The organism is Labrenzia sp. 011, from assembly GCF_003075075.1.
Lineage (GTDB): Bacteria > Pseudomonadota > Alphaproteobacteria > Rhizobiales > Stappiaceae > Roseibium.
Genome location: NZ_QCYM01000016.1, coordinates 49,201 through 74,885 on the forward strand (window position 1 = coordinate 49,201; position 25,685 = coordinate 74,885).

The 25,685-nt window shown below is 63.7% G+C and carries 22 protein-coding genes and 1 tRNA gene; 9 read left to right on the forward strand and 14 right to left on the reverse strand.

Translation table 11 applies throughout. The features are described 5' to 3' along the window. The first annotated feature begins 170 nt into the window (after nt 1-170). The 5 genes from DCO57_RS16445 to DCO57_RS16465 all read left to right on the forward strand — a co-directional run bounded on the left by DCO57_RS16445 (nt 171) and on the right by DCO57_RS16465 (nt 6,338). Nucleotides 171-1,694, forward strand: coding sequence for a sugar ABC transporter ATP-binding protein (locus DCO57_RS16445; RefSeq protein ID WP_116699996.1), 1,524 nt, complete (start codon nt 171-173; stop codon nt 1,692-1,694). Nucleotides 1,695-1,696: 2 nt separating this feature from the next. Continuing rightward, a complete protein-coding gene (locus DCO57_RS16450; RefSeq protein WP_116699997.1) occupies nt 1,697-2,719 on the forward strand; it encodes an ABC transporter permease in 1,023 nt (340 codons plus the stop codon). 102 nt (nt 2,720-2,821) lie between these two features. Continuing rightward, nucleotides 2,822-3,778 (forward strand): substrate-binding domain-containing protein, encoded by a 957-nt coding sequence (locus DCO57_RS16455; RefSeq protein WP_116699998.1) that lies wholly within the window; start codon nt 2,822-2,824, stop codon nt 3,776-3,778. Between the two features lie 176 nt (nt 3,779-3,954). Continuing rightward, entirely contained in the window at nt 3,955-5,010 is a 1,056-nt protein-coding gene (locus DCO57_RS16460; protein ID WP_116699999.1) for a sugar phosphate isomerase/epimerase, read from the forward strand. Between the two features lie 167 nt (nt 5,011-5,177). Beyond that, nucleotides 5,178-6,338 carry a Gfo/Idh/MocA family oxidoreductase gene (locus tag DCO57_RS16465; RefSeq protein WP_116700000.1) on the forward strand — a complete coding sequence of 387 codons (1,161 nt, stop codon included), beginning with the start codon at nt 5,178-5,180 and terminating at the stop codon, nt 6,336-6,338. Nucleotides 6,339-6,592: 254 nt separating this feature from the next. Here the strand turns inward: DCO57_RS16465 and DCO57_RS16470 are convergent, their stop codons facing one another. Both DCO57_RS16470 and DCO57_RS16475 read right to left on the reverse strand, forming a co-directional pair. Beyond that, on the reverse strand, nt 6,593-8,101 hold the full coding sequence (locus DCO57_RS16470) for an aldehyde dehydrogenase (NADP(+)) (RefSeq protein ID WP_116700001.1): 1,509 nt from the start codon (nt 8,099-8,101) through the stop codon (nt 6,593-6,595). Between the two features lie 26 nt (nt 8,102-8,127). Further along, the gene (locus DCO57_RS16475; protein ID WP_116700050.1) at nt 8,128-9,051 is read right to left on the reverse strand and encodes a Gfo/Idh/MocA family oxidoreductase; all 924 of its coding nucleotides are present in this window, start codon (nt 9,049-9,051) and stop codon (nt 8,128-8,130) included. Between the two features lie 458 nt (nt 9,052-9,509). Between DCO57_RS16475 and DCO57_RS16485 the strand changes: the two genes are divergently transcribed. The 3 genes from DCO57_RS16485 (at nt 9,510) to goxB (ending at nt 14,254) form a co-directional block, all read left to right on the forward strand. Further along, complete coding sequence (locus tag DCO57_RS16485; protein WP_205756184.1) at nt 9,510-10,964, forward strand: DASS family sodium-coupled anion symporter; 1,455 nt, start codon at nt 9,510-9,512, stop codon at nt 10,962-10,964. 156 nt (nt 10,965-11,120) lie between these two features. After that, nucleotides 11,121-13,148, forward strand: a complete 2,028-nt coding sequence (gene goxA / locus DCO57_RS16490; protein WP_205756185.1) for a CTQ-dependent glycine oxidase GoxA — start codon at nt 11,121-11,123, stop codon at nt 13,146-13,148. A gap of 2 nt (nt 13,149-13,150) precedes the next feature. Beyond that, complete coding sequence (gene goxB / locus DCO57_RS16495; protein WP_116700003.1) at nt 13,151-14,254, forward strand: glycine oxidase maturase GoxB; 1,104 nt, start codon at nt 13,151-13,153, stop codon at nt 14,252-14,254. Nucleotides 14,255-14,300: 46 nt separating this feature from the next. On the opposite strand, the gene DCO57_RS16500 is transcribed toward goxB, so the two are convergent. Then, nucleotides 14,301-15,062 carry an IclR family transcriptional regulator gene (locus DCO57_RS16500; RefSeq protein WP_116700004.1) on the reverse strand — a complete coding sequence of 254 codons (762 nt, stop codon included), beginning with the start codon at nt 15,060-15,062 and terminating at the stop codon, nt 14,301-14,303. A gap of 110 nt (nt 15,063-15,172) precedes the next feature. On the opposite strand from DCO57_RS16500, the gene DCO57_RS16505 reads away from it, so the two are divergent. Further along, nucleotides 15,173-16,933 (forward strand): thiamine pyrophosphate-requiring protein, encoded by a 1,761-nt coding sequence (locus DCO57_RS16505; RefSeq protein WP_116700005.1) that lies wholly within the window; start codon nt 15,173-15,175, stop codon nt 16,931-16,933. Between the two features lie 184 nt (nt 16,934-17,117). Here DCO57_RS16505 and DCO57_RS16510 read toward each other — a convergent pair. The 11 genes from DCO57_RS16510 to DCO57_RS16560 form a co-directional block, all read right to left on the reverse strand. Next, nucleotides 17,118-17,193, reverse strand: a tRNA-Phe gene (locus DCO57_RS16510). A 509-nt stretch (nt 17,194-17,702) separates the two neighbouring features. Further along, a complete protein-coding gene (locus DCO57_RS16515) occupies nt 17,703-19,298 on the reverse strand; it encodes a bifunctional metallophosphatase/5'-nucleotidase (RefSeq protein WP_116700053.1) in 1,596 nt (531 codons plus the stop codon). A 300-nt stretch (nt 19,299-19,598) separates the two neighbouring features. Further along, complete coding sequence (gene yacG / locus DCO57_RS16520) at nt 19,599-19,799, reverse strand: DNA gyrase inhibitor YacG (RefSeq protein WP_116700006.1); 201 nt, start codon at nt 19,797-19,799, stop codon at nt 19,599-19,601. 40 nt (nt 19,800-19,839) lie between these two features. Next, nucleotides 19,840-20,466 (reverse strand): Maf-like protein, encoded by a 627-nt coding sequence (locus tag DCO57_RS16525; RefSeq protein WP_116700007.1) that lies wholly within the window; start codon nt 20,464-20,466, stop codon nt 19,840-19,842. A gap of 41 nt (nt 20,467-20,507) precedes the next feature. After that, the gene (gene infA / locus DCO57_RS16530) at nt 20,508-20,726 is read right to left on the reverse strand and encodes a translation initiation factor IF-1 (protein ID WP_068413114.1); all 219 of its coding nucleotides are present in this window, start codon (nt 20,724-20,726) and stop codon (nt 20,508-20,510) included. Between the two features lie 256 nt (nt 20,727-20,982). Beyond that, entirely contained in the window at nt 20,983-21,435 is a 453-nt protein-coding gene (locus DCO57_RS16535; protein ID WP_116700008.1) for a protein-tyrosine-phosphatase, read from the reverse strand. Nucleotides 21,436-21,440: 5 nt separating this feature from the next. Further along, a complete protein-coding gene (locus DCO57_RS16540) occupies nt 21,441-21,944 on the reverse strand; it encodes a UPF0262 family protein (RefSeq protein ID WP_116700009.1) in 504 nt (167 codons plus the stop codon). A 27-nt stretch (nt 21,945-21,971) separates the two neighbouring features. Further along, nucleotides 21,972-23,279, reverse strand: a complete 1,308-nt coding sequence (gene hisD / locus DCO57_RS16545) for a histidinol dehydrogenase (protein WP_208977994.1) — start codon at nt 23,277-23,279, stop codon at nt 21,972-21,974. A 36-nt stretch (nt 23,280-23,315) separates the two neighbouring features. Further along, nucleotides 23,316-23,753 carry a DUF2948 family protein gene (locus DCO57_RS16550; protein ID WP_116700011.1) on the reverse strand — a complete coding sequence of 146 codons (438 nt, stop codon included), beginning with the start codon at nt 23,751-23,753 and terminating at the stop codon, nt 23,316-23,318. Between the two features lie 179 nt (nt 23,754-23,932). After that, nucleotides 23,933-25,222 (reverse strand): UDP-N-acetylglucosamine 1-carboxyvinyltransferase, encoded by a 1,290-nt coding sequence (murA, locus tag DCO57_RS16555; protein ID WP_116700054.1) that lies wholly within the window; start codon nt 25,220-25,222, stop codon nt 23,933-23,935. A gap of 257 nt (nt 25,223-25,479) precedes the next feature. Then, a complete protein-coding gene (locus tag DCO57_RS16560) occupies nt 25,480-25,659 on the reverse strand; it encodes a hypothetical protein (protein ID WP_116700012.1) in 180 nt (59 codons plus the stop codon). Nucleotides 25,660-25,685: the final 26 nt, after the last annotated feature.

Below are 25,685 nucleotides of genomic sequence, written 5' to 3' on the forward strand. Positions count from 1 at the left end.
TGGTATAAGTGCATGATTTTCAACACTGTCTAAGCTGTATACCGCCTGTCGTGATTTATGAAAAGGTTTACATTGACCAATGTAAAGGTTTACACGCCATATGAAAACGTTTACATTTTGATAGTGACGCCATTGTGGAAGAGGGCAATGGCGTTCGGGAGGAAACAGGAATGCACGCTGAAACGTCCGCTCCGGCGGCGATCATAGAAGCTGTGAACATCAGCAAGTCCTTCGGGCCTGTGCCTGTGCTGTTCAGCGTCAGCATGGATGTGCGCCCGGGCGAGGTCCATGCGCTGATCGGGGAAAACGGCGCGGGCAAATCGACCTTCATGAAAATTCTCTCCGGCTTCCACGAGCCGACGTCCGGACAGATCCGGCTGGACGGCGAATCGACGTCCCTCCCCCCCAATGGCGCTGCCGAGAAACTCGGCGTCGTGCTGATCCACCAGGAGCTCAACCTGGCCGAACAGCTGACAGTCGAGGAAAATGTCTTTCTGGGCCGGGAGCTGAAGAAAAACGGGTTTCTGGACCGCGCCGCCATGCGGGCCGCCGTGCAGAAACACCTCGATGAAATCGGCCTGGACATTCTGCCGACCGATCGCATTTCCAGCCTGACGATTGCCCAGAAGCAGATGGTCGAAATCGTCAAGGCAGTGAGCCGCAACGCGCGCATCCTCATCATGGACGAGCCGACCGCCGTCCTGACCGAGGAGGAGACGCAGGTGTTCTTCCGCCAGGTGGAAAAGCTGAAAACGAGCGGCGTCGGCATCGTCTTCGTCTCTCACAAGCTGAACGAGGTGAAGACGATTGCCGACCGGGTGACCGTCCTGCGCGACGGCCAGTGGATCGACACCCGCCCCTCGCAGGATCTGACGCCGGACATGATGGCGCAGATGATGGTCGGCCGGGAACTCTCCGATCTCTACCCCCCGATGGAGGAGGCCGACGTCGACGCGGAAGTCGTGCTTGCGGTCGACGGTCTGTGCACCGCCGAGGTCAATAATGTCAGCTTCCGCCTGCGCAAGGGCGAGATCCTCGGGTTTTCCGGCCTGATCGGCGCCGGCAGGACCGCCGTGTTCGAGGCCATTTGCGGTCTGCTTCCCATCGAAAGCGGCACAATCAATCTTTTTGGACGCGACGTTGGCCCCATGACCGTCGCGGAGGCGCGGGACGCCGGTCTTGCGTATCTCACCAAGGACAGGAAAGAAAAAGGACTGCTGCTCAACAAGAAGATGCAGCCGAACCTGACCCTGTTCGCGCTGCCGAAATTCGTCAAGAATTTCGCCATCGACCGGAAGGCGGAAGAAGAAGCGCTGAAGCGCGCCATCCGCCGTTTCGATGTGCGCACCCGCGATCCGGACATCACGGTCGGCAAGCTCTCCGGCGGCAACCAGCAGAAGCTGCTGCTTGCCAAGATCATGGAGAGCGATCCGAAGATCGTCGTCATCGACGAACCGACGCGCGGGATCGACGTGGGTACCAAGCAGCAGATCTATCATTTCATCGCCGCGCTTGCCGCAGAAGGCGTGTCCGTCGTGGTCATCTCATCCGAGATGCCGGAAATCATCGGCATCTGCCACCGGATCATCGTGATGCGCGAAGGACATATCACCGGCGTTCTGACGGGCGACCACATCAACGAAAACGAAATAATGCGCTATGCCGCAGGGCTCAAGCGAGAGGAACTCCATTGACCATGACGAGTGCATCCGACAGCACCGCCAGCAAAGGTGCCCGACGGGCTTCCATCGATCTCAAGACGCTCGGCCCGGCGATCGCATTGCTGCTGCTGTGCATCATCGGCTTTCTGCTCAACCCGGCCTTTGTCAGTGAAGGCAATCTGACCAACCTGCTGACCCGTTCGGCCTTCATCGGCATCATCGCCGTGGGAGCCACATTCGTGATTACCGCAGGCGGTATCGACCTGTCGGTCGGATCGATGGCAGCCGCCATCGCCGGCATCATGATCATCGTCATGGACAACGCCGTCGAAACGCTCGGGTCCGGTGTTCCCACCGTTCTGCTCGGCTGCGGCGTCGCCATCATCCTCGGCATCGGCGCCGGCTGGATCAACGGCACCCTGACGACGAAAGGCAAGATCGAGGCCTTTATCGTGACCCTCGGCACCATGGGCATCTACCGCTCCCTGGTGACCTATTTCGCGGACGGCGGCACGCTGTCGCTGAACTTCGAGGTCCGGGGCACCTATCGGCCGGTCTATTACGACAGCTTTCTGGGCCTGCCCTTCCCCGTGTGGGTGTTCATCGCGGTCGCCATCTGCGGCTGGCTGCTGCTCAACAGGACCGCATTCGGACGCTATTGCACCGCGATCGGCTCGAACGAGGCGGTGGCGCAATACTCGGCCATCAATGTCGACCGGGTCAAAACGCTCACCTACATCATTCAGGGCCTGTGCGTCGCCTTCGCCACGATCATCTATGTTCCCCGTCTCGGTTCGGCATCGGCCTCCACCGGCGTGCTGTGGGAACTGGAAGCCATCGCGGCGGTCATCATCGGCGGCACCGTGCTCAAGGGTGGCTACGGGCGTATCGGCGGCACCATACTTGGCGCCCTGATCCTGACGACCATCGGCAACATTCTGAACTTCACCGATATGATCTCCAATTACCTGAATGGCACCATGCAGGGCCTGATCATTATCGTGGCGGTTTTTTTACAGCGCAGCGACTGGAAGCTCGGCAAGACCAAAGCGTCGTGATGCGCAACCCTTAGAGATCGGGACCCGTCCCCAACGTCAAAAGAACCGGCTCGCACCGGACGGGAGAGGTGCGGCCAATCATCTGCAGTGGAGGAGGAAACAATGCACATGAGGAATATTCTGGGAGCACTGGCCGTGACCGGGGCCCTGGCCTTTGCCGGGTCCGCGGTTGCACAGGACAAGATCAAGATCGGCGTCAGCTATCCGACCCCGACCCACGCCTGGGCCGCGGGCATGAACTGGCATGCGGAACAGGCTGAAAAGCGTCTGGAAGAACTCTATCCGGATGTGGACCTGATCCTGGTCAATTCTCCCGATCCGGGCGCCCAGGCAAGCGCACTGGAAGACCTTGTTTCGGTCCATCAGATCGACGCGCTGGTCGTGCTGCCGTTCGAATCCGAGCCGCTCACCGATCCGGTGATGAACGTCAAGAAGTCGGGCGCCTGGATCACCGTGGTGGACCGGGGCCTCAGCCAGCCGGGCATCGAGGATCTTTATGTTGCCGGGAACAACCCGGAACTGGGACGGGTCTCCGCCCAGTACATGAAGACCCGTCTGAAGGACGGCGACAACATCGTTGTCCTGCGCGGCATTCCGACCGTGATCGACAATGAGCGCTTCGACGCCTTCATGGAAGAGATCGAAGGCTCCGGCATCAATGTGCTCGATCACAAGCATGCCAACTGGAACCGTGATGACGGCTTCGAAGTGATGCAGGATTTCCTGTCCCGCTTTCCGGATATCGATGCGGTCTGGGCACAGGATGACGATATCGCCATCGGTGTGGTCGCGGCCCTCAAGCAGGCCGGGCGTGACGGAGACGGCATGTTTGTCGTCGGCGGCGCCGGCATGAAGGAAACCATCAAGGGCATCATGGACGGGAACACGCTGGTCCCGGTCGACGTGCTCTATCCGCCCTCGATGATCGCCACCGCCATGGACGCGACGGTTGCGGCCTTCAAGTCCAACGGGCCGGTTGCCGGCCGCTACATTCTCGGCGCGACGCTGATCACGCAGGAAAATGCAGAAAGCTACTACTTCCCCGAATCTCCGTTCTAAGGGAAGCCTCGGGCCGGGACCTTGCGCGATGGGGTCCCGGCCTCTTTTCCTCACGGCATCTGAGGCAATCAAAATGGAACGTTCACGAGGTCGCACGCTTCGCGGTCCGCCTCGAAGGCCGGCACCTCAGGAACGTTCCATTTTCATCCCCTCACGTTCAAATTCCGGAGAAAGCCATGAAAACCATCAAGGGTCCCGCATTGTTTCTCGCCCAGTTCGCGGGAGACGAAGCACCTTTCAACTCCTGGAACTCGATCACGAAATGGGCGGCCGACTGCGGCTATATCGGCGTCCAGATTCCAAGCTGGGACGGCCGGCTGATCGATCTGGAGAAAGCGGCCAGTTCCAAGACCTATTGCGACGAACTGGTCGGAACCGCCCGGGACAACGGCATCGAGATCACGGAGCTCTCCACCCATTTGCAGGGGCAGCTGGTTGCGGTGCATCCGGCTTATGACACGGCTTTCGACGGCTTTGCCGTACCTGAGGTGCGCGGCAATCCGGCTGCACGGCAGGCCTGGGCGGTGGACCAGGTGAAGCTTGCCCTGGCAGCGAGCCGCAACCTCGACATATCCGCCCATGCGACCTTTTCCGGCGCGCTTGCCTGGCCCTACATCTATCCCTGGCCGCAACGCCCCGCCGGCCTGATAGAGACGGCCTTCGACGAGCTGGCCCGGCGCTGGCGGCCGATCCTCGACTATGCGGACGAAATGGGCGTCGATGTCTGCTACGAAATTCATCCCGGCGAAGACCTGCACGACGGCATCACCTTCGAGATGTTCCTGGAGCGCGTCAACGATCACCAGCGCTGCAAGATGCTCTACGATCCCTCCCACTATGTTCTGCAATGCCTCGATTATCTGGACAATATCGACATCTACAAGGACCGGATCGGCATGTTCCACGTCAAGGACGCGGAGTTCAATCCGACCGGACGCCAGGGTGTCTATGGAGGCTATCAGCCCTGGGTCGACCGGGCCGGCCGCTTCCGGTCTCTCGGTGACGGACAGGTCGATTTCGGCGCCGTATTTTCGAAGATGGCCGCCAATGACTTCGACGGCTGGGCGGTCGTGGAATGGGAATGCTGCCTGAAGCATCCCGAGGACGGCGCGCGCGAAGGGGCGCAATTCGTTCGCGATCACATCATCCGCGTCACCGAAAAGGCCTTTGATGATTTTGCCGGTGGCGGTACTGATGAGGCAGCCAACCGGAAGATGCTGGGTATAGGCTAGGATCCCGCCAGGACCCCGGAGCCTTGAGGCACCGGCCTGTCGACAGCCAGTCTCCCGGCACCTCCCGCGGCCGCATGCGCGGCTTCGCGGGAGGTGCCATTCCGGACATATGACACACGAACAGAACCCGGCAGCCAATGCCGGGAAGACGAAACAGGAGGAGCAAAATGGCGATTGAAGGAAAAGACACACCGCACATGCGACCGATCCGGCTGGGCATGGTCGGCGGCGGCAAGGACGCCTTTATCGGCGCCGTTCACCGGATCGCCTCCCGGATCGACGGGCGGTACGAGCTGGTTGCGGGCGCCCTGTCTTCCACACCGGAAAAGGCGCTGGCCTCCGGGCGCGAGCTCGGACTCCGGGACGACCGGAACTATGCTTGCTTCGTGGACATGGCCAAGCGCGAGGCACGGCTGAAGGACGGCATTGAGGCCGTGGCCATCGTGACCCCCAATCACGTGCACTACCCGGCTGCGAAGGAATTCCTGAAGCGCGGGATCCACGTGATCTGCGACAAGCCGCTCACCTCCACACTGGGCGATGCCAAGAAACTCGCCAAGGCGGCGAAAAGCTCCAAGGCCCTGTTCTTCCTGACCCACAATTACACCGGCTATCCGATGGTCCGTCAGGCCCGGGAGCTGGTTGGAAGCGGCGAACTCGGACCGATCCGCGTCGTGCAGGTCGAATACGCCCAGGACTGGCTCTCGGTCGATGTGCACAACAAGCAGGCGGACTGGCGCACCGATCCGGCCCGCACCGGAATCGGCGGATCGACGGGCGATATCGGCACCCATGCCTTCAATCTGGCCTGTTTCATCACGGGGCTCACCCCCGAAAGCCTGGCCGCCGATCTGCAGTCCTTCGTGCCCGGCCGGAAGGTGGACGACAATGCTCATGTCATGCTGCGCTTCGACGGCGGCGCGCGGGGCATGCTGTGGTGTTCGCAAGTGGCGCCCGGCAACGAGAACAGCCTCAAGATCCGGATCTATGGCGAAAAGGGCGGGCTGGAATGGCACCAGGAAGACCCGAACTATCTCCATTACACGCCCTTCGGCAAGCCGCAGAGACTGCTCACCCGCGGCGGTGCCGGCATGTCACCCGGGCTCGCGTCGACCACCCGTGTGCCGCCGGGCCATCCGGAAGGTTATCTGGAAGGCTTCGCCAACCTTTACACGGAAGCGGCCGACGCCATCCGAGCGCATCAGGACGGCAGGCCCGTCGACACGCTCGTGCCCGGCATTGACGACGGCCTGGCGGGCGAGCGGTTCATCGACGCCTGCGTGCGTTCCTCGGCCAGAAATTCCGCCTGGGTGAAACTGGACGGATAGAGGACCGATTTTGCAGCAAAAGTCCGGGTAGCCGTCGCGGATCCGGCATTCCACAAGCTGATCCTGCACCTGTCCGGCAGCCGTGGATGAGAGGCTGGAAGCGGTCATTGTGGCCGGCAGGCGGCTCGAGCTGAACCTGCAATTCCGCCCCCGGATCAGGACAACAAAAAACCTCCCCCCGCAGAAGACCTTCGGGGGGAGGTTTTCGTTTTCAGACCCTGACGCCAGGGAGCATCAGGCCGGTTCCCTGGCGATCAGCGCGCCGGCAGGAGAGCGTCCGGAATGTTCTGGTAGCAGACCGGCCGCAGGAAGCGGCGGATGGCCAGCGTTCCGACCGAAGTCGCACCGAAATTGGTCGACGCCGGATAGGGCCCGCCATGCACCATCGCGTCGGCCACTTCGACACCGGTCGGGAAACCGTTGGCGAGCACGCGGCCGGCCTTGCGTTCCAGGATCGGCAGCAGACCCCGGGCAAGATCCGTGTCACCGTCATCCATCTGCAGGGTGCAGGTGAGCTGTCCGACCAGCCCCCTGGCGATTTCCAGCAGTTGCGCCTTGTCCTTGACGCGCACGACAATGCCGAGGGGACCGAAGACCTCTTCGCCGAGCTCCTCGTCGGCCAGCCACGCCTCGCCAGTGGTCTCGAAGAGATAGGGCGCCGCTTCCCGGGTTTCGCAGGACGTGCCGATCAGTTCGCGCACACCGGTCGCCCCGGACACCTTGCGGCTCCCGGAGCGGAAGGCTTCGGCGATGCCGTCGGTGAGCATTGTCTGTGCACCGATGTCGGACAGCGCGGCCTTCGACGTGTCGACGAAAGCATCCGCCTCCGGCCCGTCCAGGACAAGCACGATGCCCGGATTGGTGCAGAACTGCCCTGCCCCCATGGTCAGCGACCCAGCCCAGCCCTTGGCGATTGCCTCGCCGCGTGCGCCCAGCGCCACGGGCAGAACGAACATCGGATTGACCGAGCCGAGTTCGCCGAAGAAGGGGATCGGCACAGGACGCTGCGCACACAGATCGAACAAGGCACGCCCGCCGCGCAGCGATCCGGTGAAGCCGACGGCGGTGATCAGCGGATGCTGAACCAGAGCCTGGCCGACCTCGTAGCCGTTGCCCTGGATGAAGGAGAACACGCCCGGATGCAGCCCGCAGGACTTCACGGCGGCGGCAATGGCGTCGGCAACGATTTCACCGGTTCCCGGATGGGCCGGATGGCCTCTCACGACAACCGGACAGCCCGCAGCCAGGGCCGACGCGGTGTCGCCGCCGGCCGTGGAAAAGGCAAGCGGGAAATTCGAGGCGCCGAAGACGGCGACAGGCCCGATCGGCCGCTGGACCAGCTTCAGGTCCGGACGCGGCATGGGCTGACGGTCCGGCAGCGCCTCGTCGTGACGCAGGTCCAGATAGTCGCCTTTCAGGATATGGCTGGCGAACAGGCGCAACTGCCCGGTGGTGCGCCCGCGCTCTCCCTGGAGGCGACCTTCGGGAAGACCGGTTTCGGATGTGCCGATGGCCGTGATTGCCTCGGCACGGGCCTCGATCTCATCGGCGATGGCATTGAGGAACTTCGCCCGGTCCTCGCTGGAGGAATAGCCATAGGTCCAGAAAGCCTCTTCCGCGGCCTTGCAGGCCGCATCGACGTCCTTCACGGATCCGGAAGAAAAGTCGAAGGACTGGCCGTGAGCGGGCTGGGAGCTGAAAGTCTCTTCGCTCGCGGACCATTCGCCTGCGATGAGCTGCTTTCCGTGCGGCATAAAAGTCATGTCAAACCTTCCGGTTTCTATAGGCATCAATAGTGGAACGGTGCCGTGACAACCCGCTTTCCAAGGGAAAAGGCATCACAGACGTGAATCATCGGTGAGAGATCCATATCGCTTTCGCCGGCTTTTACCAAGGCCGCCATGCGGGCGTAGAGATTGGCATATTCATGATTTGCGCCCTGCCTGACAAGATCACCATCTATTTCGAGCCGTTGGCCGCCGAGCGACAGTCTGGCGCTTCCCCGATCCGTCCCGATATCGATGTTCCAGGACTGCGGCCCCTCCTGCCGCCAGTCGAAATCGGCGGTCATGCGGGCACCGGTCGGGTCCGCGAAATCCAGACGCGCGGCAATGGGCGTGTCGCGGTTTTCAGGAAATTCCAGGGTCGCCGCGGACAGATGCACCGGATGGGGCAGAATTTCCGTCAGGATGGACAGCGCATTGATGCCCGGATCGAAGACGCCCATTCCGCCCGGCTCCCAGATCCATTCCTGTCCCGGGTGCCAGTGGCGGACATCTTCCTTCCAGGTTATCTCCAGCGTCTTCAGGGTGCGTTCGGCCAGCCAGGCCTTCAGGTCCGGAACGCAATCGGCATAACGCGAATGCCAGGTTGCGAAGATCGTCACACCGTTGTCCTTCGCCAGCGCCTCGAGCGCATAGCATTCGGCAAGGCTCTGGCCCGGCGGTTTTTCCAGCATGACGTTCCTGCCGGCCCTGAGCGCCGCCGCCGCATAGGCAAAGCGCGGTTGCGGCGGAATCGCGAGCGAGATCGTGGTGATGTCCGGCCGGGTCTCCAGGAGAGTCTCGAGGCTCTCGAAGTGGTCGATGCCCTCGACGCCGGCATGGCGGCTGACCGCCGCTTCGAGAGACCAGTCCGGATTTGCCGCAATCGCGGGAATATGCTGGTCGCGGGCAATCTTTCCGATACCGACCAGCGCAAGTTTTTCAGCCATCAATGAGAATCCTTTGGTACCGCGAACCTGCGGCATCCTTTCAGGAAGTCGAAACCGGCGCCGGTATCGGCGCCCTGGACACGATCACGGAACAGGCGTGCGTAGCCGCTGTCCGCTACTTGGTGGGAAGATATCCACTCTTCAAGCCTGCGGGCAAGCTCCTCCTCGCAAAACTCCAGACGGCGCTCCCTGCCGGGACCATCCAGCCCGATCATGCCTTCCGTGTGGCCCCGCCCTCCTGCGGTGGCGTGCCAGCTGCTGCGCGCTGCGGGCGAGAAAGGGGGCTTCCTAATAGCTTCCACCAGGCGACAGGTGTCTGAAACATATTCCGTTTCGGCAGCGTCCGTGCCACGGTAGGCAGACGCTTGAAACGGGGGAGGCCGCGCTGAACTGTCCGCGCATGAATTTGAAGACAGCCGGGAACGGAAGGCAGCCCGAAGCAGAGTTCCGGGAAAAACATGCGTGAAGAAATCCCCGAACAAACGATGGTGAAGGGATACAGTCTGGCCGGCATGGTCATCGGACCGCTTGCCGCTCTGGCGATGCTGGCGCTGCCCGTTCCAGCCGGATTGACCTTCCAGGGCTGGGCCAGTGCCGCGATTGCCGTTTGGATGGGGATCTGGTGGGCAAGCGAAGCGGTTCCGGTTGCCGCGACCGCCCTGTTGCCGCTCGTGTTCTTTCCGCTGTTCGGCATCTCCGATTTCGCCCAGACCGCGGCGCCCTTTGCCAATCCGCTGATATTTCTGTTTCTCGGCGGTTTCCTGATCTCCCTGGCGCTGCAGCGATGGAACCTCCACCGCCGCATCGCACTGCATATCCTGTCGGTCGTCGGAAGCAGCCCCTCCGCGCTCATCGGCGGCGTGATGGTGGCCACGGCCTGCCTGAGCATGTGGATCAGCAATACGGCCACCGCCATGATGATGATGCCGCTGGCCATTTCCCTGACCTCGGTCCTGACCGATGCCGGCCAGCGGGAGAAGACCGGCATCTCGTCGGCCCTGCTGCTTGCGGTTGCCTATTCGGCATCGATCGGCGGGCTGGCAACTCTGGTCGGGTCCCCGCCGAATGCCCTGCTTGCCGCCTATATGGAGCAGCGCCACGGGATTCATGTCGGCTTCGTGGACTGGATGGCCATCGGACTGCCGGTCGTTCTGGCGATGTTGCCGATCACCTGGTTCCTGCTCACCCGGATCGATTTTCACCTCGATCACACATCAGCCTGTGCAGGTCCGCAGGTCATCCGGCAGGAACTGGACAAACTCGGTCCGGTAAGCGCTGCGGAAAAACGCGTCGCGGCCATCTTCGCGCTCGTGGCGATACTGTGGATCTTCAATCCCCTGACCACCGACATGATCGGGCCGTCCGGTCTTCATGACGCGGGCATCGCGATCTCCGGTGCGCTGCTGCTGTTCCTGGTCCCGGCGGGTACGAAAGCCCGTGTCTTCCTCCTTGACTGGAACTGGGCGAAACGGGCGCCCTGGGACATTCTCATCCTCTTCGGCGGTGGCCTGAGCCTGGCCCAGGCGGTGGACAGGACCGGCCTGGCCTCCTGGATCGGCAATGGCCTGTCCTTTTTCGAAAGCTGGCCGCTCTTCGCGCTTGTGTTGGCCGTCGCGCTGCTCGTCATCTTCCTGACCGAGCTGACGAGCAACACGGCGACGACCGCGGCCTTCCTGCCGGTTGTCGGAGCGGTGGCGGTACAGGCCGGCCTGGATCCGCTGTTCCTGGCCGCCCCCGCCGCCATGGCCGCCTCCTGTGCCTTCATGTTGCCGGTTGCGACACCGCCGAACGCCATCGTGTTCGGAACCGGGCAGGTCTCGATACCCGAAATGATGCGGGCGGGAATTCTGGTGAATCTTGCGGCTGTGGCGGTGATAGCCATCCTGTCCACCGTGACCGCCGGCATCGATTAGCTCCCCGGAAGACCGGCAGAAAGCCGTCGTTCGCGAGTTTTTAACTTTTACAATCCTAGTTTGCAAAAACAGACCGATTGATTTTACGTTGCATAGGCCAACACCCGACAGCAGCGCGATTCAGATCCGGGTTACACAGCCAGGAAGCGGGGGAACATGACAGGTTCAAATGGAATCAAACGGCGGGATTTTCTCGCTCAATCGACAGCCGCCCTGGCTCTGACCGGGCTGGCGTTTCTGCCCAGACCGGCAGTAGCACAACGCAGCTCAGTGGAGCCTGCGCCCGAGGGCGCCACACCGGCGCGGGTGCGCATCTATCCCGCCATCGGCATAAGCCGGGTCGGCGGAAGTCTGCGCTGGTACCTTGCTCCCGAGGTCCCGGGCCTGCCGCCGAAACCGGAAGGCGGTTTCAAGGATGGCGACCGCCTCATCAAGAAACAGGTGCAAAGATTCCGGGTTTACGCCTTTGACGATCAGGACCGGGTAATCGGCGAGATCAAGGCCGACGAGGCGAAGATCGACTGGCAGGTGCATCTGGCGAATACCAAGGCTGCCTGGTACGGCTTCCACAATCCCCTGGACAACGGCGAAGATGCGCCCGGATTGCCGGGACAGATGCGCAACCAGTATTTCGTCGACGATGAGTCCCGCGAGGCCAATCTCATCATCGATGGCGGGCTGAAGGAAATTTCCGGCAAGGACACCAATGAAGGCGGCGGCAATCCGGCCTATCGTTTCGAGGGCACCTTCTGGGGGCGCTATCCGGTCGGGCTCGGCGAATTGCGCACAGATTCGGACGGGCGTCTGCTGGTCTTCCCGCCCGACGGCAAGTCCGGCTCGCCCACCAATGCGCCGATCAAGAGTTTTGCCGACAATGACGGCTGGTACGACGACTGGTGCGATGGCCCCGTCACCGCGACCGTGACCTTCCCGGACGGGCGCAAGCTCGCGGCAGACCCGAGCTGGGTTGCCAGTGTCGGGCCGAATTTCGCTCCCGAAATTCCCCCGATCACGACCCTTTACGACGTCATCCAGAATCTGAATGTCTCCGAAGGCTGGACACCTCCCCCCGCCTCTCCCCTGTCGTTCCGGCGCGACATCTATCCGACTTTCCGCCGGGCCGCGCTGATGGACTGGCTTGCCAATGCCGCCCGGCACCGGTCCGGATGGCTTGACGTGGATTTCTCGGCGCCGGGCTTCGCCGAGAAGCTGGCCGATCCGTCGCCGGAGAACGAAGCCTTTCGCAGGAAGATCTTCAGCCTGTTCCGCAATCCGGAAAACACCGGGCCGGAGGCCTACAAGGAAGAACGTCTCAAGATCCCCTATATGCTTGGCGACGGCGTCAATTATGACGGCAGCCCGCTGCAGTGGTTCCAGTTCCCGGCCCTGCAATACAACAATCTGAAGGCCTGGGCCGCCGGGGACTTCCGCAACGATCTGGACGATCCTGATTATGACTCCATCGAAACGCTGGACGATGTCCCGCTCGAGCAGCAACCGGCCGCGCTGACGGAAGCGGCCCTCGAACCATGTTCGGGAGGCGGCTTTCATCCCGGTGTCGAACTGAGCTACTACCTGCGCCTCGCGCCGATGTATGCTCGCCACAGCGACGCGACCGCAGAGCCGTTCCGGCTTGCCCATGGCAACCGTCCGGAGCTGGTGCAGACCATCGGCAGGCTGCTGACCCTGGAAAAGGCGCTGGAAGGCGGAAACGGCGCGCCGCCACCGGTGGGGCCGCAGTCTGCCGGGGACCTGACCCGCTGGATGGGGCTGCCCTGGCAATGTGACGCCTTCAGCTGCCAGCAGGTTCTCCTGCAGGAAAATTTCCCCACCGCGGTCTGGTGGCCGGCCCTGCTGCCGATCGACGTGCTGCCGGAAGACTATTATGCGCAAGTCATGCGTCCGGACCTGCCCGAGCAGGAGCGGCTCAAGTTCCTGAACAGCCGGGTTGCCTGGTCGCGCGGCGTGGCCGGCATCGGCTATCACGCCAACGCCAGCTACTGGGACGGCATCACCAACATGATCACGCTCTGGGAGCGCATGGGCTTCGTGGTACGCAAACCGGCACCGCAGGATCCGGGACGGCCGGAAGGCGTGCCGGACGAGCTTTACGTGGAGACCGGCCGGGCCGAGATGGAGTTCCGGTTCAACTGGTCGCCCGCCGACGGCATGTTGCCCGAATAGGCATGGCGGATCATCATCGGATTGCCGTGATCGGCGCGGGCATCGCGGGGGCCGCCTGCTGCCTCAGGCTGACACAGCTCGGGTTCCGGCCCCTGTGGGTCGCGCCGGAAGAAACGCTGCGGGACAAGCCCGGCGAGCTGCTGTCCGCCGCCGCCCGGCCGCTGCTAGCGGCCCTGGGTGCGGAAGGGCTGCTGGCAAAAGGCACGCACCGGCCCGCACACGGCATGTTTTCCGCCTGGGGCAGCGACAGACTGACCGAGCGCAGCAGCATCGTGCATCTGGAGGGGCCGCAAACGGTGCTGGACCGCATGGGGTTCGAGCGCGGTCTGAACGGGCTTGCCGAAGCCTCCGGCCCGGTGCGTCTTGCGGAACAGCTGACAGGCTGCGCCCCGGCGGAGAACGGCTGGCTGCTCGATGTTGCCGGGCGGAAGATGACCTGCGAACTGGCTATCGACGCCAGTGGCCGCAAGGCGGTTCTGGCGCGCGACCGGGCCACCCGCTTCCGCGCCGACAGGCTTGCGGCGCTCTACGGATTTCTGGACCAGGATCCCGCTTCCGACGTGACACCGACACCCGCCACGCTGGTGGAGGCGGTGCCCGATGGCTGGTTCTATGCAACCTGTCTCGCCGACGGGCGCCTTGCCCTGAATTTCTATACGGACGCGGACCTGATGCGCGAGGCCTCCGGAGGCAGGGAGCCTGCCTGGGAGGCGGTGCTGAGCACATCGGTGTCCGTGCGACGCTGGATCGACGAGGCCGGGTTCCTGCTGCCGGACAAACCGCTGCTCGCCAGCGCCGCCACAACCTGGTTGGCGCCCTGCGCCGGGGCGAACTGGCTGGCAGTGGGCGATGCTGCCACCGCCTTCGATCCCCTGTCCTCCCACGGCATGACATCCGCGTTGTGGTCAGGCCTCCAGGGCGCCGAGGCCGCCGCGGCCAGCCTCACGGGAGATCCGCTCGCATCGGATATCTATGCGGAGCGGGTCGCCCGGGGCGTGCAGGAATTTCTGATCGGCCGAAGGCGCATCTACGCCCAGGAAACCCGCTTTGCGGACAGCCCGTTCTGGCAAAGACGGCAGCAACCCAAAGAGACCGTCCCCGCGTAGCAGGAAGGCAAGCGGCCATGCGCGTGGCCTTGCCCGCCGGATGAAGTCATCGAGGCGCGTCGAGGCTGCGGTGCAGATCTTCCGCGGCGTGCTTGAGATGCGCCAGAGCCGTGGCGGCCGCTTCGCCGGACAGACGCGCCACCGGCCCGAACACCGACAGGCCGGTGATCATCCTGCCGCTGCCGCTGAACAGCGGAACGGCGATCGCATGGAGCGTGTCTTCCCGTTCGCCCCGGTTTTCGGCAAAACCTTCGCGGCGAACCCGTTCAAGCTCCGCCCGCAAGGCGGCCTCGCCGGTGATCGTCGCCCCGGTGAACGCCCTGGGGTCGACCCGACTGAAATAGGCGTCCAATTCCTTTTCCGGCAGATGTGCCAGCCAGAGCTTGCCGTGGGCGGTGCACCAGGCTTCCAGCTCCGACCCCACACGGATATCGACCAGCACCGGGCGGTCGGGAACGGCACGCGCGATGCAGACGACCTTGTCCGCGCGGAACAGCGTCGCCATGGAGGCCTCGCCAAGGCGGCCGGTCAGCGCATTGAGCACCGGCTGCAGAATGCCGGCAAGCGAACCGCCATCGAGCAGCCGCTCCGCCAGATCGGCGAACAGGAACCCCAGGCGGTACCGGCCGCGATCCACGGCGACCAGCGCGCCGACATGCTCCAGCGTCTTGAGGAAACGGTGCGCGGTGACCGCATTCACGCCCAGCTCGGCCATCACGTCCGCGGCGGAGATGATCGTTCGGCCGGCGGAAAAAAGCTTCAGGATTTCGAAGGCCTTCACCACGGAACCGTTGATCTGAGCCACCATCTCCGAATGAACCTTTCCCGATCCGCAAACGGAGTTGTTGACGGACGCCCAAGCTTATTACAATATAAGATATATAAATTACTATTATAGTAATAATGGAGAATGTCAAGATGACGGCGGCAGGTTCGAATTCCCCGGAGCAGCAGACGAAACCCACGCATGCGTCAGGAAGGGACGAACCGGCGAAGATGACCTGCGGGGGCGCGCTGCTTTCGCGGCTGAAGGCTCTGGGGATCGATTACATCTTCGCCAATTCCGGCACGGACTTCCCGCCGATCATCGAAGGCCTCGCGGAGGCTGCCGCCGGTGGCATCGATCTGCCGGAAAGTCTGGTCATTCCGCATGAATCGGCCGCCATGGGCATGGCGCACGGCTATTATCTGGCCACCGGCAAGACGGCGGCGGTGATGGCGCACACCAATGTGGGCCTTGCCAACTGCGCCATCGGCGCCATCAACGCGGCCACCGAACATGTTCCCGTGCTGCTGTTTTCCGGACGCACGCCGACCACCGAAAAGGGCCGCTTCGGCGCGCGGACCGTGCCTATCGGCTGGGGGCAGGAGATGCGCGACCAGACCGCCCTGGTGCGCGAAGCGTCGAAATGGGACTACGAGCTGCGGTTCCCCGAACAGGTGGTGGAAACCGTCGACCGGGCCAAGGCCATCGCGGAAACCGTGCCGCGCGGCCCGGTCTACGTCAGCCTGCCGCGCGAGGTCCTGTGCGAGCCGACAGGCACGCAGCAGCTCGATCTGCCGCCGCTCATGCGCCCTGCCCGTCCGGGGCTGAACGAGACGGATGTCGAGACGGCGGCGCAATGGCTGGCGGAAGCGGAAAATCCGGTCATCTTCGCCCAGCACGGCGCAGGCGGCCCGGAGGGCTTTGCGGCGCTCGGCGAGCTGGCGGAAAAATGGGGCATTCCCGTGTGCCAGTACTGGGCGGTGCAATGCGCCATCGACAGCGACCACCCCATGGCGGCAGCGGCCCCGCCCGCGCCGCTTCTGGAAAAGGCGGACGTCATTCTGGCGATCGACTGTCTTGCCCCCTGGGCGCCGGACGCCCACGGCCCGCGCGCGGGCGCAAAGGTCATTCACCTGGCCCAGGACCCGCTCTTCAGCCGCGTGCCGGTGCGCAACTTCCAGTGCGATCTGGCGCTTGCTGCGGATGTCGAGCCGGGCCTGCTGGCCCTGAAGGAAAAGCTGGAGGCATTCCCCCCGTCGCAGCGTGCGGAAGCCCGGCGAAAGCTCTGGGCGGAAACGAATGCCGCCTCCCGCCGGAAGGCCCTCGCCGCCGCCCGGGCGGGCGAGCGGAACCTGATGTCAAAAAGCTGGGTCAGCCTCTGCCTGTCCGAGGCGCTTGCCGGACGCGATGCCTCGGTCCTGTCGGAACTGGGCTGCCCGATGGAGGCCATGTCCCTCACCCACGCGAAGGCCTGGTATCAGGAGCCGCATTCCGGCGGTCTGGGCTGGTCCTTCCCGGCGGCGCTCGGCATGAAGATCGGCGCGCCGGAGCGCACCATCGTCGCCACCATGGGCGACGGCTCCTACATCTTCTCCAACCCGGTCGCCTGCCACCAGATCGCCGAGGCCCACCGGCTTCCCATCCTGCTCGTCATCCTCAACAACGCAGAATGGGGCGCGGTGCGCCAGTCGGTGCTCGGCCTCTACCCCGACGGCCATGCCGCCCGCAGCAACCAGGTGCCCCTGACCGGCCTCTCCCCGGTTCCCGACTTCACCCTGATCGCCCGCGCCAGCCGTGCCCACGCCCAGCGGGTCGAACACGGCGCGGACCTGCCGGGCGCGCTTGAAGCGGCCCTGCAACATATCGATGAGAAGGGAACGATGGCGTTGCTGGATGTGCAGGTGACGCCGTGAAGGCGGAGGTGGGGATAGATCTCGTGAGGCTGAAGAAAAGCATTAATCCGCACGCGCTGACAATTGGAGACGCTGCGGCAGATCAGGATTTCGACCACCGAAAGAATTGAGCTTGGCCGGTAAAGAGTTTGGTCAAGCCCGGACGGCTAAAAGCTTGATCTTACGAGATTTATATAAGGGAAAGTGGTGCCCAGACGCGGATTCGAACCACGGACACGCGGATTTTCAATCCGCTGCTCTACCAACTGAGCTATCTGGGCGTGCCTTGCGAAGCGTTCGGAACGGTGTCCGTTCGCTGAAAGCCCGGTCCTTATAGAGGCTCCCCATGGGCTTGTCCAGCGTCCCGGCAAAGTTTTTTGCCCGTTCGCGACAAGTGAACGGGGGAAAACATCTCTGCCCCGTAAACGACTGAAATACAAAGTTTTTCCTGCGGACGACCCAGGGCGTTGTCCTGAGGTTTCGCAGGTTTTCCACTGGCGGACAGAGGGGTCGTGTCCCGGGCGGCGCGAGACCGCTCTGTCCGGTTTCCCCGCAGCCCCGTTTTGCGGGGTCTGATCGCACAAGGATCGGACTCAGCTTCGCCAAGCGCCGGAAACAGGTGCCGGATCAGGTCCGGCACGGCGGGAGAGAGCACAGCAGAAGGGGGCACTGTCCGGTGCAGCAGGAGGGCTCGGCAGCGAGGGGTGCCGTTCCGTGGAAGTTGAAGGTGACGGGCGCGCCACGGTGATGGCGGCGCGCCCGGATGATCTGGCCGTATGCGGCCGGACGATTACTTCACGGTGATGCGGTCGTCGGTGTAGGGCGTGTAGCCGTTCTTGGCGGCCAGATACTCCGACACCACGTCGGCCAGGTCCGGGCCGAAGTCATAGGCGTTCATGCCGTTGGTTTCGAAGATGTCGTAGCCGTCTCCGCCACCGCGCATGTAGTTGTTGGTGACCACGCCGTAGACCTTTTCCGGGTCGATCGGCACATAGCTGTCGCCCTCGAGAACCATCACGTCGGAAACACGCTCACCGGCCGGCTGGGAGACGTCGAAGCTGTATTTCAGGCCGGCCACCTGCGGGAAACGGCCCGCCCCTTCCTCCACCTGGCTCACGCCGTTCTCCAGCGCAGCGACCACGTCGGAGCCCTTGAGTTCAAAGGTGGACAGGGTGTTCTGGAACGGCAGAACGGTGAGAACCTCGCCCTTGGTGACTTCCCCGCCATCGATGGAGGCGCGCAGACCGCCGCCGTTCTGGATGGCGATCTGGACACCCTGGTCCTTCACGCGCTCCAGCATGGCATCGGCGACCAGCACACCCATTTCGCAGACCCTGGCGCGGCAGACATCCCGGTCCGCGCCGATGGGCGCGGCGGCCTGGGCAACAACTTCCTGCCGGATTTCGTCAAGCGGTTCAGCCAGCGCCTTGATGCGCGCGACCAGTTCCGGATTCTCGACGATTTGCCCGTCGATAATGATCGGCTCGCCGACAGCTTCGGTGAGGACACCGTTGTCGTCGAAGGTCACATTCAGTTCGCCCAGGAACTTGCCGTAGGCATAGGCCTGGACGATGGCGGTCGGCGTGCCGTCCGGTCCGTCGATCATGGTCGGATAGGGGCCTTCGGCCTTGTCCGAAGTGTTGGACAGATAGGTGTTGGAATGACCGCCGACGATAACGTCGATACCCGGCGCCTTCGCCGCGACCTCCTTGTCGACCTTGTAACCGGAATGGCTGAGGACGATGATCTTGTTGACGCCTTCGGCAGCAAGCTTTTCGGCTTCCTTCGTCACGGCCGCGACCGGATCGGAGAAGGTGATGTTCGCGCCGGGGCTGGCGAGTTCGTCGGTGTCCTGCGGCGTCAGGCCGATGAGGCCGATCTTCTCGCCGCCGCGCTCGATCACCACGGAGGGCTTGAGAACGTCGGCAAGCTGCGGCTCGTTCGATATATCCGCGTTGGACATGAGAACCGGGAATTCGACAGCATCCATGAAGCCGCGCAGGACTTCCGGACCGTCGTCGAACTCGTGGTTGCCGACGGTCATGGCATCATAGCCAAGCTTGTTCATGAACTCGGCCGCGGCCTTGCCCTTGTAATAGGTGTAGAACAGGGAGCCCTGGAACTGGTCGCCACCATCGACGAGGATGGCGTTGTTGCTGGCAGCGCGGCGGTCCTTGATCGCCGTATCCAGACGCGCGGTACCGCCGAAGCATTTGCCTTCCGCGTTGTCTTCCGCACTGCAGCTCGAATCGTACTTGCTGATCGGCTCGATACGGCTGTGGAAGTCGTTGGTGTGCAAGATCGTCAGCGAATAATCAGCGTAAGCTGCCGTCGACAGCGCTGTCGATACGGACAGCACAGCGGCGCTCAGAAAATGTTTGTTCATCGGACCCTCGCCCTTCGGATTGATTCTTGTACCGGGACCGGAGGTCATTTGCTCCGGCCCTCACCTGCCCGGGACCGCTCTGGATCCCTTGCCGCCCGCCTGCAGCTGGCGCAGCCAGGCGTACCGCAACCGGATCGAACGGGCCGGACCTGTCGGTGCAGGGCGATCTTGGTGCAGTTTCATGACGGCTGCAAGTGACTTACGCTAAGTCACGCTGAATGAAATTTAGCCATATAAATAAAATGTGCAATCGGGGCGCCGTTTGCGCCACCGTGGGCCGGAAGGTGCCTGCGCGCTCGGTCAGTCCTCGGGAAGACCGCCTTCGTCGATGTCGTCGGTTTCCACCGCGGGAATGGCGTAACTGCCGGTGAACCAGCGGTTCATGTCGATCTTTGCGCAGCGGTCGGAGCAGAACGGATAGTCGTCCGGCGTCGACAGTTTCGAGCAGATCGGACAGGGGCGCATGCGGCGCTGCGGTTTCTGGGCTGTGGTCGCGGTCATGACGGCCTCCCCTCGGCTTTCTGGTAAAATGACGGCGCGGTCAGGCGGCAGCCGTGGCCCAGCCCTTGTGAACCGGATATCCGGCGGCGGCCAGCAGATTGGCGGTCTCCACCAGCGGCAAGCCGACGACCGCCGGATAGGAGCCCACCAGCTTGACGACAAAGCTGCCGGCCAGGCCCTGGATGGCATAGCTGCCGGCCTTGCCGCGCCATTCGCCGGAGGCAATATAGTCGTCCATGTCCTTGCGCGACAGGCGCTTGAAGCGGACACGGGTTTCCACGAGCTTCGAGCGCAGCTTGCCGTTGGCTTCAGCCACGGCAATGGCGGTGAAGACCCGGTGTCCCCTGCCGGACAGGAGCGACAGGCACATAAGTGCCTGATCCGTGAGCTCCGCCTTCGGCAGGGCCCGGCGGCCGACGGCGACGACCGTATCGGCGGCCAGCACGATGCTGTCCCGCATCTCTTCGGAGACATCGACCCTCTGACGGACGGCTTCGGCCTTCGAACGCGCCAGCCGCAGCGCAAGACTGCGCGGCGTCTCGTGCTTCTTCGGCGTCTCGTCGATATCGGCAGGCAGGAGATGATCCGGTTCCAGCCCGATCTGCTGCAGCAGCGCGAGGCGGCGCGGCGATGCGGAGGCCAGGATCAACTGAGGGGCATTCATCATGAAAACGCGAGCCTAGCAGCCGGCGTCACCTTGCAATCCGCTTACTTGAAGCGGTAGGTGATCCGCCCCTTGGTGAGATCATACGGGGTCATCTCGACAAGCACCTTGTCACCCGCCAGGACGCGGATCCGGTTCTTGCGCATGCGCCCGGCTGTGTGGGCGATGATTTCGTGTTCATTTTCAAGTTTTACGCGGAACGTCGCGTTCGGCAACAGTTCTGTTACGACGCCCGGAAACTCCAGAGCTTCTTCTTTGGCCATTTGATATCCTGAATAAAGCGGGTCCTGCCCGCGGGTGCGGGGGAAACTAGCGGATTAGGGACAGAAAGTGAACCTTTCTTTCGGCCGCCACCAAAAGAAACCTTGGCTTATACAGTTCTCCTGCGGCAGATGCAGGTTTTCAACGGGCTTCCGGGAGGCAAAACCCGCGAAACCGCGCCGTTTGCGGACCAACCGCGCAGCGCGAAAACCGCTGTGCTGTACCCGGCTGGAGACCGGCGGATGCCCCACCGGCCAGTCAGCCGCTCGGCGGCGGAGCCCAGTCGAGGCGCTTCTTGATACGCATCATCAGCTGATCCCGGACGGCCCGGTATTCATTGAGAATCTGTTCGCGGCTGCCGGTGGCCAGGGTCGGGTCGAGGGTCGGCCAGTATTCCACGTCGACAGCCTCGGTGCGGGTCATGTCCAGGGCCCTGTGATGAGCCTCGGGGGCCAGGGTCACCACCAGATCGAAACCGGATTCCTCCAGTTGCTCGAAGGTCTTGGGGTGATGCTTGCTCATGTCGACACCGATCTCGGCCATCACCGCATCGACAAAGGGATCGTTCTTGCCCTGCCGCACCCCGGCGGAGCGGACATAGACCTGGTTGGGAAACAGCATGTGCGTCAGGGCCTCGGCCATGGGCGAGCGCACGGAATTCATCCCGCAGGCGTACATGACCGCAGTCGGCCGCAGGCGCGGGCCGGTCATGCCGGTCAGCCCTTCCAGTGCAGGGCGTAGACGAGCGTGAACAGCCGCCGGGCGGTCTGCATGTCCACGTCCACCTTGCCCTCCAGGCGCTCCATCAGGATGGTCGAGCCCTCGTTGTGAACGCCGCGCCGGCCCATGTCGATCGCCTCGATCTGGCTGGGCGTCGCATGGCGGATTGCCTCGTAGTAGCTCTGGCAGATCAGATCGTAGTCCTTGACGATCTTGCGCAGGGGCGACAGGGACAGGACGTGGGTGATGACCTCATGTCCTTCTTCCGTGCTGATCCCCAGAACCAGCTTTTTCTCGATGACCGAGAGATTGAGGATGAACCGGTCGCAGGGATAGCCCACCGGCTGGAACCGGTTTTCCTCGATCAGGTCGTAGATGGCCACGGCCCGGTCATGTTCCACTTCCGGGGTCGAACGGGAAATGGAGGCCTCGTCCAGGACCACATCCACCAGCTTGCCGCCGGGGCGTGTCGGATCGGTGTCCGCTTGCGGTTCGCTCATGCTGCAGAAACCTCTCTCGGGTAGCGGCTACAGATTCAGTCTGATGGAAACAGAGCGCGCGTGCGCAGACAACCCCTCCGCTTCACCAAGGGCGATGGCCGCCGGGCCGAGCGCCCTCAGATTGTCGGCGCTGCATTTGAGAACCGACGTGCGCTTGACGAATTCCAGCACCGAGAGGCCGGAGGAAAACCGCGCCGAGCGCGCCGTTGGCAGAACGTGGTTGGAGCCGCCGACATAATCGCCGATGGCCTCGGGCGTGTGGTGGCCGAGGAACACGGCCCCGGCGTTGCGCACCTTTTTCAGCAGGGCCTCGGGATCAGCCACCGCCAGTTCCAGATGCTCCGGCGCCACCCGGTTGGCCAAGGGCATGGCGGCCTCCAGGGAATCCACCAGAATGATCGCCCCGAATTCCTGCCAGCTCGCCCGCGCCACATCCTCGCGCGGCAGGGTCCTGAGCTGTGCCTCCACGGCGATTTCCACCTGGGTGGCCAGGTCCTCGCTGTCGGTGATCAGGATCGACTGGGCGGCTGCGTCATGTTCGGCCTGGGCCAGAAGATCCGCCGCGACCCAGTCCGGGTTGTTGCCGCCGTCGGCAACGATCAGCACTTCCGAGGGGCCGGCGATCATGTCGATGCCGACCGTGCCGAACACCCGGCGCTTGGCCGCCGCGACGAAAGCGTTGCCGGGACCGACGATCTTCGCCACCGGGGCGATCGTATCGGTGCCATAGGCAAGCGCCGCGACCGCCTGGGCGCCGCCGATCCGGTAGATCTCCGTGACCCCGGCGATGCTGGCCGCCGCCAGAACCAGGGGATTGAGCACACCGTCCGGGCTCGGCACCACCATGACGATGCGTTCCACGCCGGCGACCCTGGCGGGAACCGCGTTCATCAGCACCGAACTGGGATAACTGGCCGTTCCACCCGGCACATAGATGCCGACCGCCTCGACCGCGGTCCACAGGGACCCGAGTTCCACGCCGATCGGATCGGTGTAGCGGTCGTCCTTCGGCATTTGCCGGGCATGGTGGGAGCGGATCCTGTCATGGGCGAGCTGCAGCGCGTCCAGCGTGTCGCGCGGCACCTGGCCGAGAGCGGCCTCGATTTCCGCGGGCGTGACGGTCAGCTCCGCCATGGAAGCCGCGTCCAGCCGGTCGAACTTGCGCGTGTAGTCCAGAACCGCCCGGTCGCCATGGGTGCGGACGTTTTCCAGAATGTCGCGCACAATGTGATCGACATCCTCCGATGCTTCCCGCTTCCCGGCCAGCAGCTCGGCGAATTTCGCCTCGAAACCGGCGTCCTTGTCTGAAAGGCGTAGAACCACGCAATTCTCCATTCTTCTTGGCGCCGGGCGCGGAACGGCTTCCGGCGGTCAGTCCAGATCGTGTTTCGGCAGGTTGGGGGTCGACCAGGCGGCTCCCAGGTCGGAGAGCTGCGCCTCGATGCATTCCACGTCGAGGCTCAGGCTGGCCCCGCCCGCGAAGGCAAGCTCGATCTGTCCGGACGGTTCGTCCCCCGGCCTGAAGGTCACGGCGAGCAGCTCGAGCACGGCGCCCCTGGCCTCCTGGCGGATGTTCTGCACCTTCATGGCGTTGACCTGGGCAAAGGCCAGCGCCGCGCGGCGGCGCTCGTGTTCCTTCGAGCGCTTGTCCGCCTGCTTGTCCCAGACGAAGCGGTTCAGCACGAAGACCGCCTTCTTCTCTTTCGGCAGATAGCGGATATCGGCGACCGTCAGGACCGCATCCTGCAGGTGGGCGGAGAGAACCTGAAGGTCCTCCTGGTCAAGGGCGGCGAGTTTCAACTGATCCATAGCGACCGAATTCTGCTCCCGTCATTCGTTTATCCGCGAACCGCATGCAAGCCTGGCCTGCCCGGCTCCTCAGGCTGTTGACCTAAAGGGGAATGAGGGCTTTGGCAATCGGGAATAAGGGGAAGAGTGCGACCTTCGCAACCCCGCCCGGCCCGGCAGCGCCGATCCCCGTCAGCGGATCAGTTGGTAATCCGCTCGATCCGGGCACCGCAGCGGGTGAGCTTGTCTTCCAGACGTTCGAAGCCCCGGTCGAGGTGATAGACGCGGTTGACGGTGGTTTCCCCTTCGGCCGCGAGACCGGCGATCACCAGAGACACGGATGCCCTCAGGTCGGTCGCCATCACCGGCGCGCCACGCAGGGTGCTGACGCCCTCGACGGTCGCCGTGCGGCCGTCCACCTGGATGCTGGCACCCAGACGGGCCAGTTCCTGCACATGCATGAAGCGGTTTTCGAAAATGGTCTCGGTGATCCTGCTGGAGCCGCCCGCCCGGGTCATCAGCGCCATGAACTGGGCCTGAAGATCGGTCGGAAAGCCCGGGAAAGGCTCGGTGGTCACATCGACGGGCTGAATGCCGTTGCCATTGCGGTAGACCCTGATGCCTTCGGCCGACTGGGTGATCTCGACACCGGCCTGCCGCAGGGTGTCCAGCGCCGATTCCAGCAGGTCCGACTGCGCGCCCTGCAGCAGCACGTTGCCGCCGGTCATGGCGACAGCCATGGCATAGGTGCCGGTTTCGATCCGGTCCGGCACCACCGCGTGGCGTGCGCCGTGCAGGCGCTGCCTGCCCTGGATGCGGATGGTGGAGGTGCCCTCCCCCTCGATCTCGGCACCCATCGCCTTGAGGCATTTGGCCAGATCGACCACTTCCGGTTCGCGGGCGGCATTGACGATTTCCGTTTCGCCTTCCGCCAGGGTCGCTGCCATCATGATGGTGTGGGTCGCGCCAACGGACACCTTGGGGAATTCAACCCGCGCGCCCTTCAGGCCGCCGGGAGCGCGCACGACCACATAGCCGGCCTCGATGTCGATATCGGCACCGAGCGCGGCCAGTCCGTCGATGAAGAAGTCCACCGGACGCGTGCCGATGGCGCAGCCGCCGGGCAGCGACACGCGGGCTTCATGCATGCGGGCCACCAGCGGGCCGATGACCCAGAAACTGGCGCGCATCTTGGAGACCAGCTCATAGGGCGCGGTTGTGTCGACGATCTCGCGGGCGGTGAGATTCAGCGTCTGCCCGGCCAGTTCGTCCTGGCCGTTGCGCTTGCCGTTCACCGAATAGTCGACACCGTGATTGGAAAGGATCTGCGTGAGCTGCGCAACGTCGCGCAGGCGCGGCACATTGGTCAGCGTCAGGGTCTCGTCGGTCAGGAGCGAGGCGATCATCAGCGGAAGCGTCGCGTTCTTGGCTCCGGAAATCGGGATGACCCCGTTGAGTTCCGCGCCGCCGACGACCTTGATACTGTCCATAATCTTCCCCGAACCCGGACCGCGCACCGGCGCGGTCATTTTCTGGACCCTCCCGCGTCCGGATGAACGCGGGCCCTCATAGTTGAACTTGCCGCCCGATCGGCGTCCCGGCCCTCCGACAGGAGACCGGAAAACAGGCCGATCCGGCCGAATTCACATCAGCCCTGCGATCTACACGCAACTTGTGGCCCATGCAAGGCAGGCCCGGGGCCGCCAGAAGGCATTCCACGGGCGGGCAGCCGCCGGGATCGCCCGCCTCACTCCGGCTTGCGGGTCCTGGCGGCGCTCTTGCGGCGGCGCAGGTTGGCCCTCAGGGCCTCGGCAAGACGCTCCTGCCGGGCGGTCTCCCTGTCCCTGCCTGCCGGTTTGCCACCGGTGTCCGCCGTTTCGCCGGGGGTGTCTTCAACGGGCTGGCCGTGTTGGTCTTTTTCGCTCATTGCGGTCGTTTCGGTTGACTGGCTTT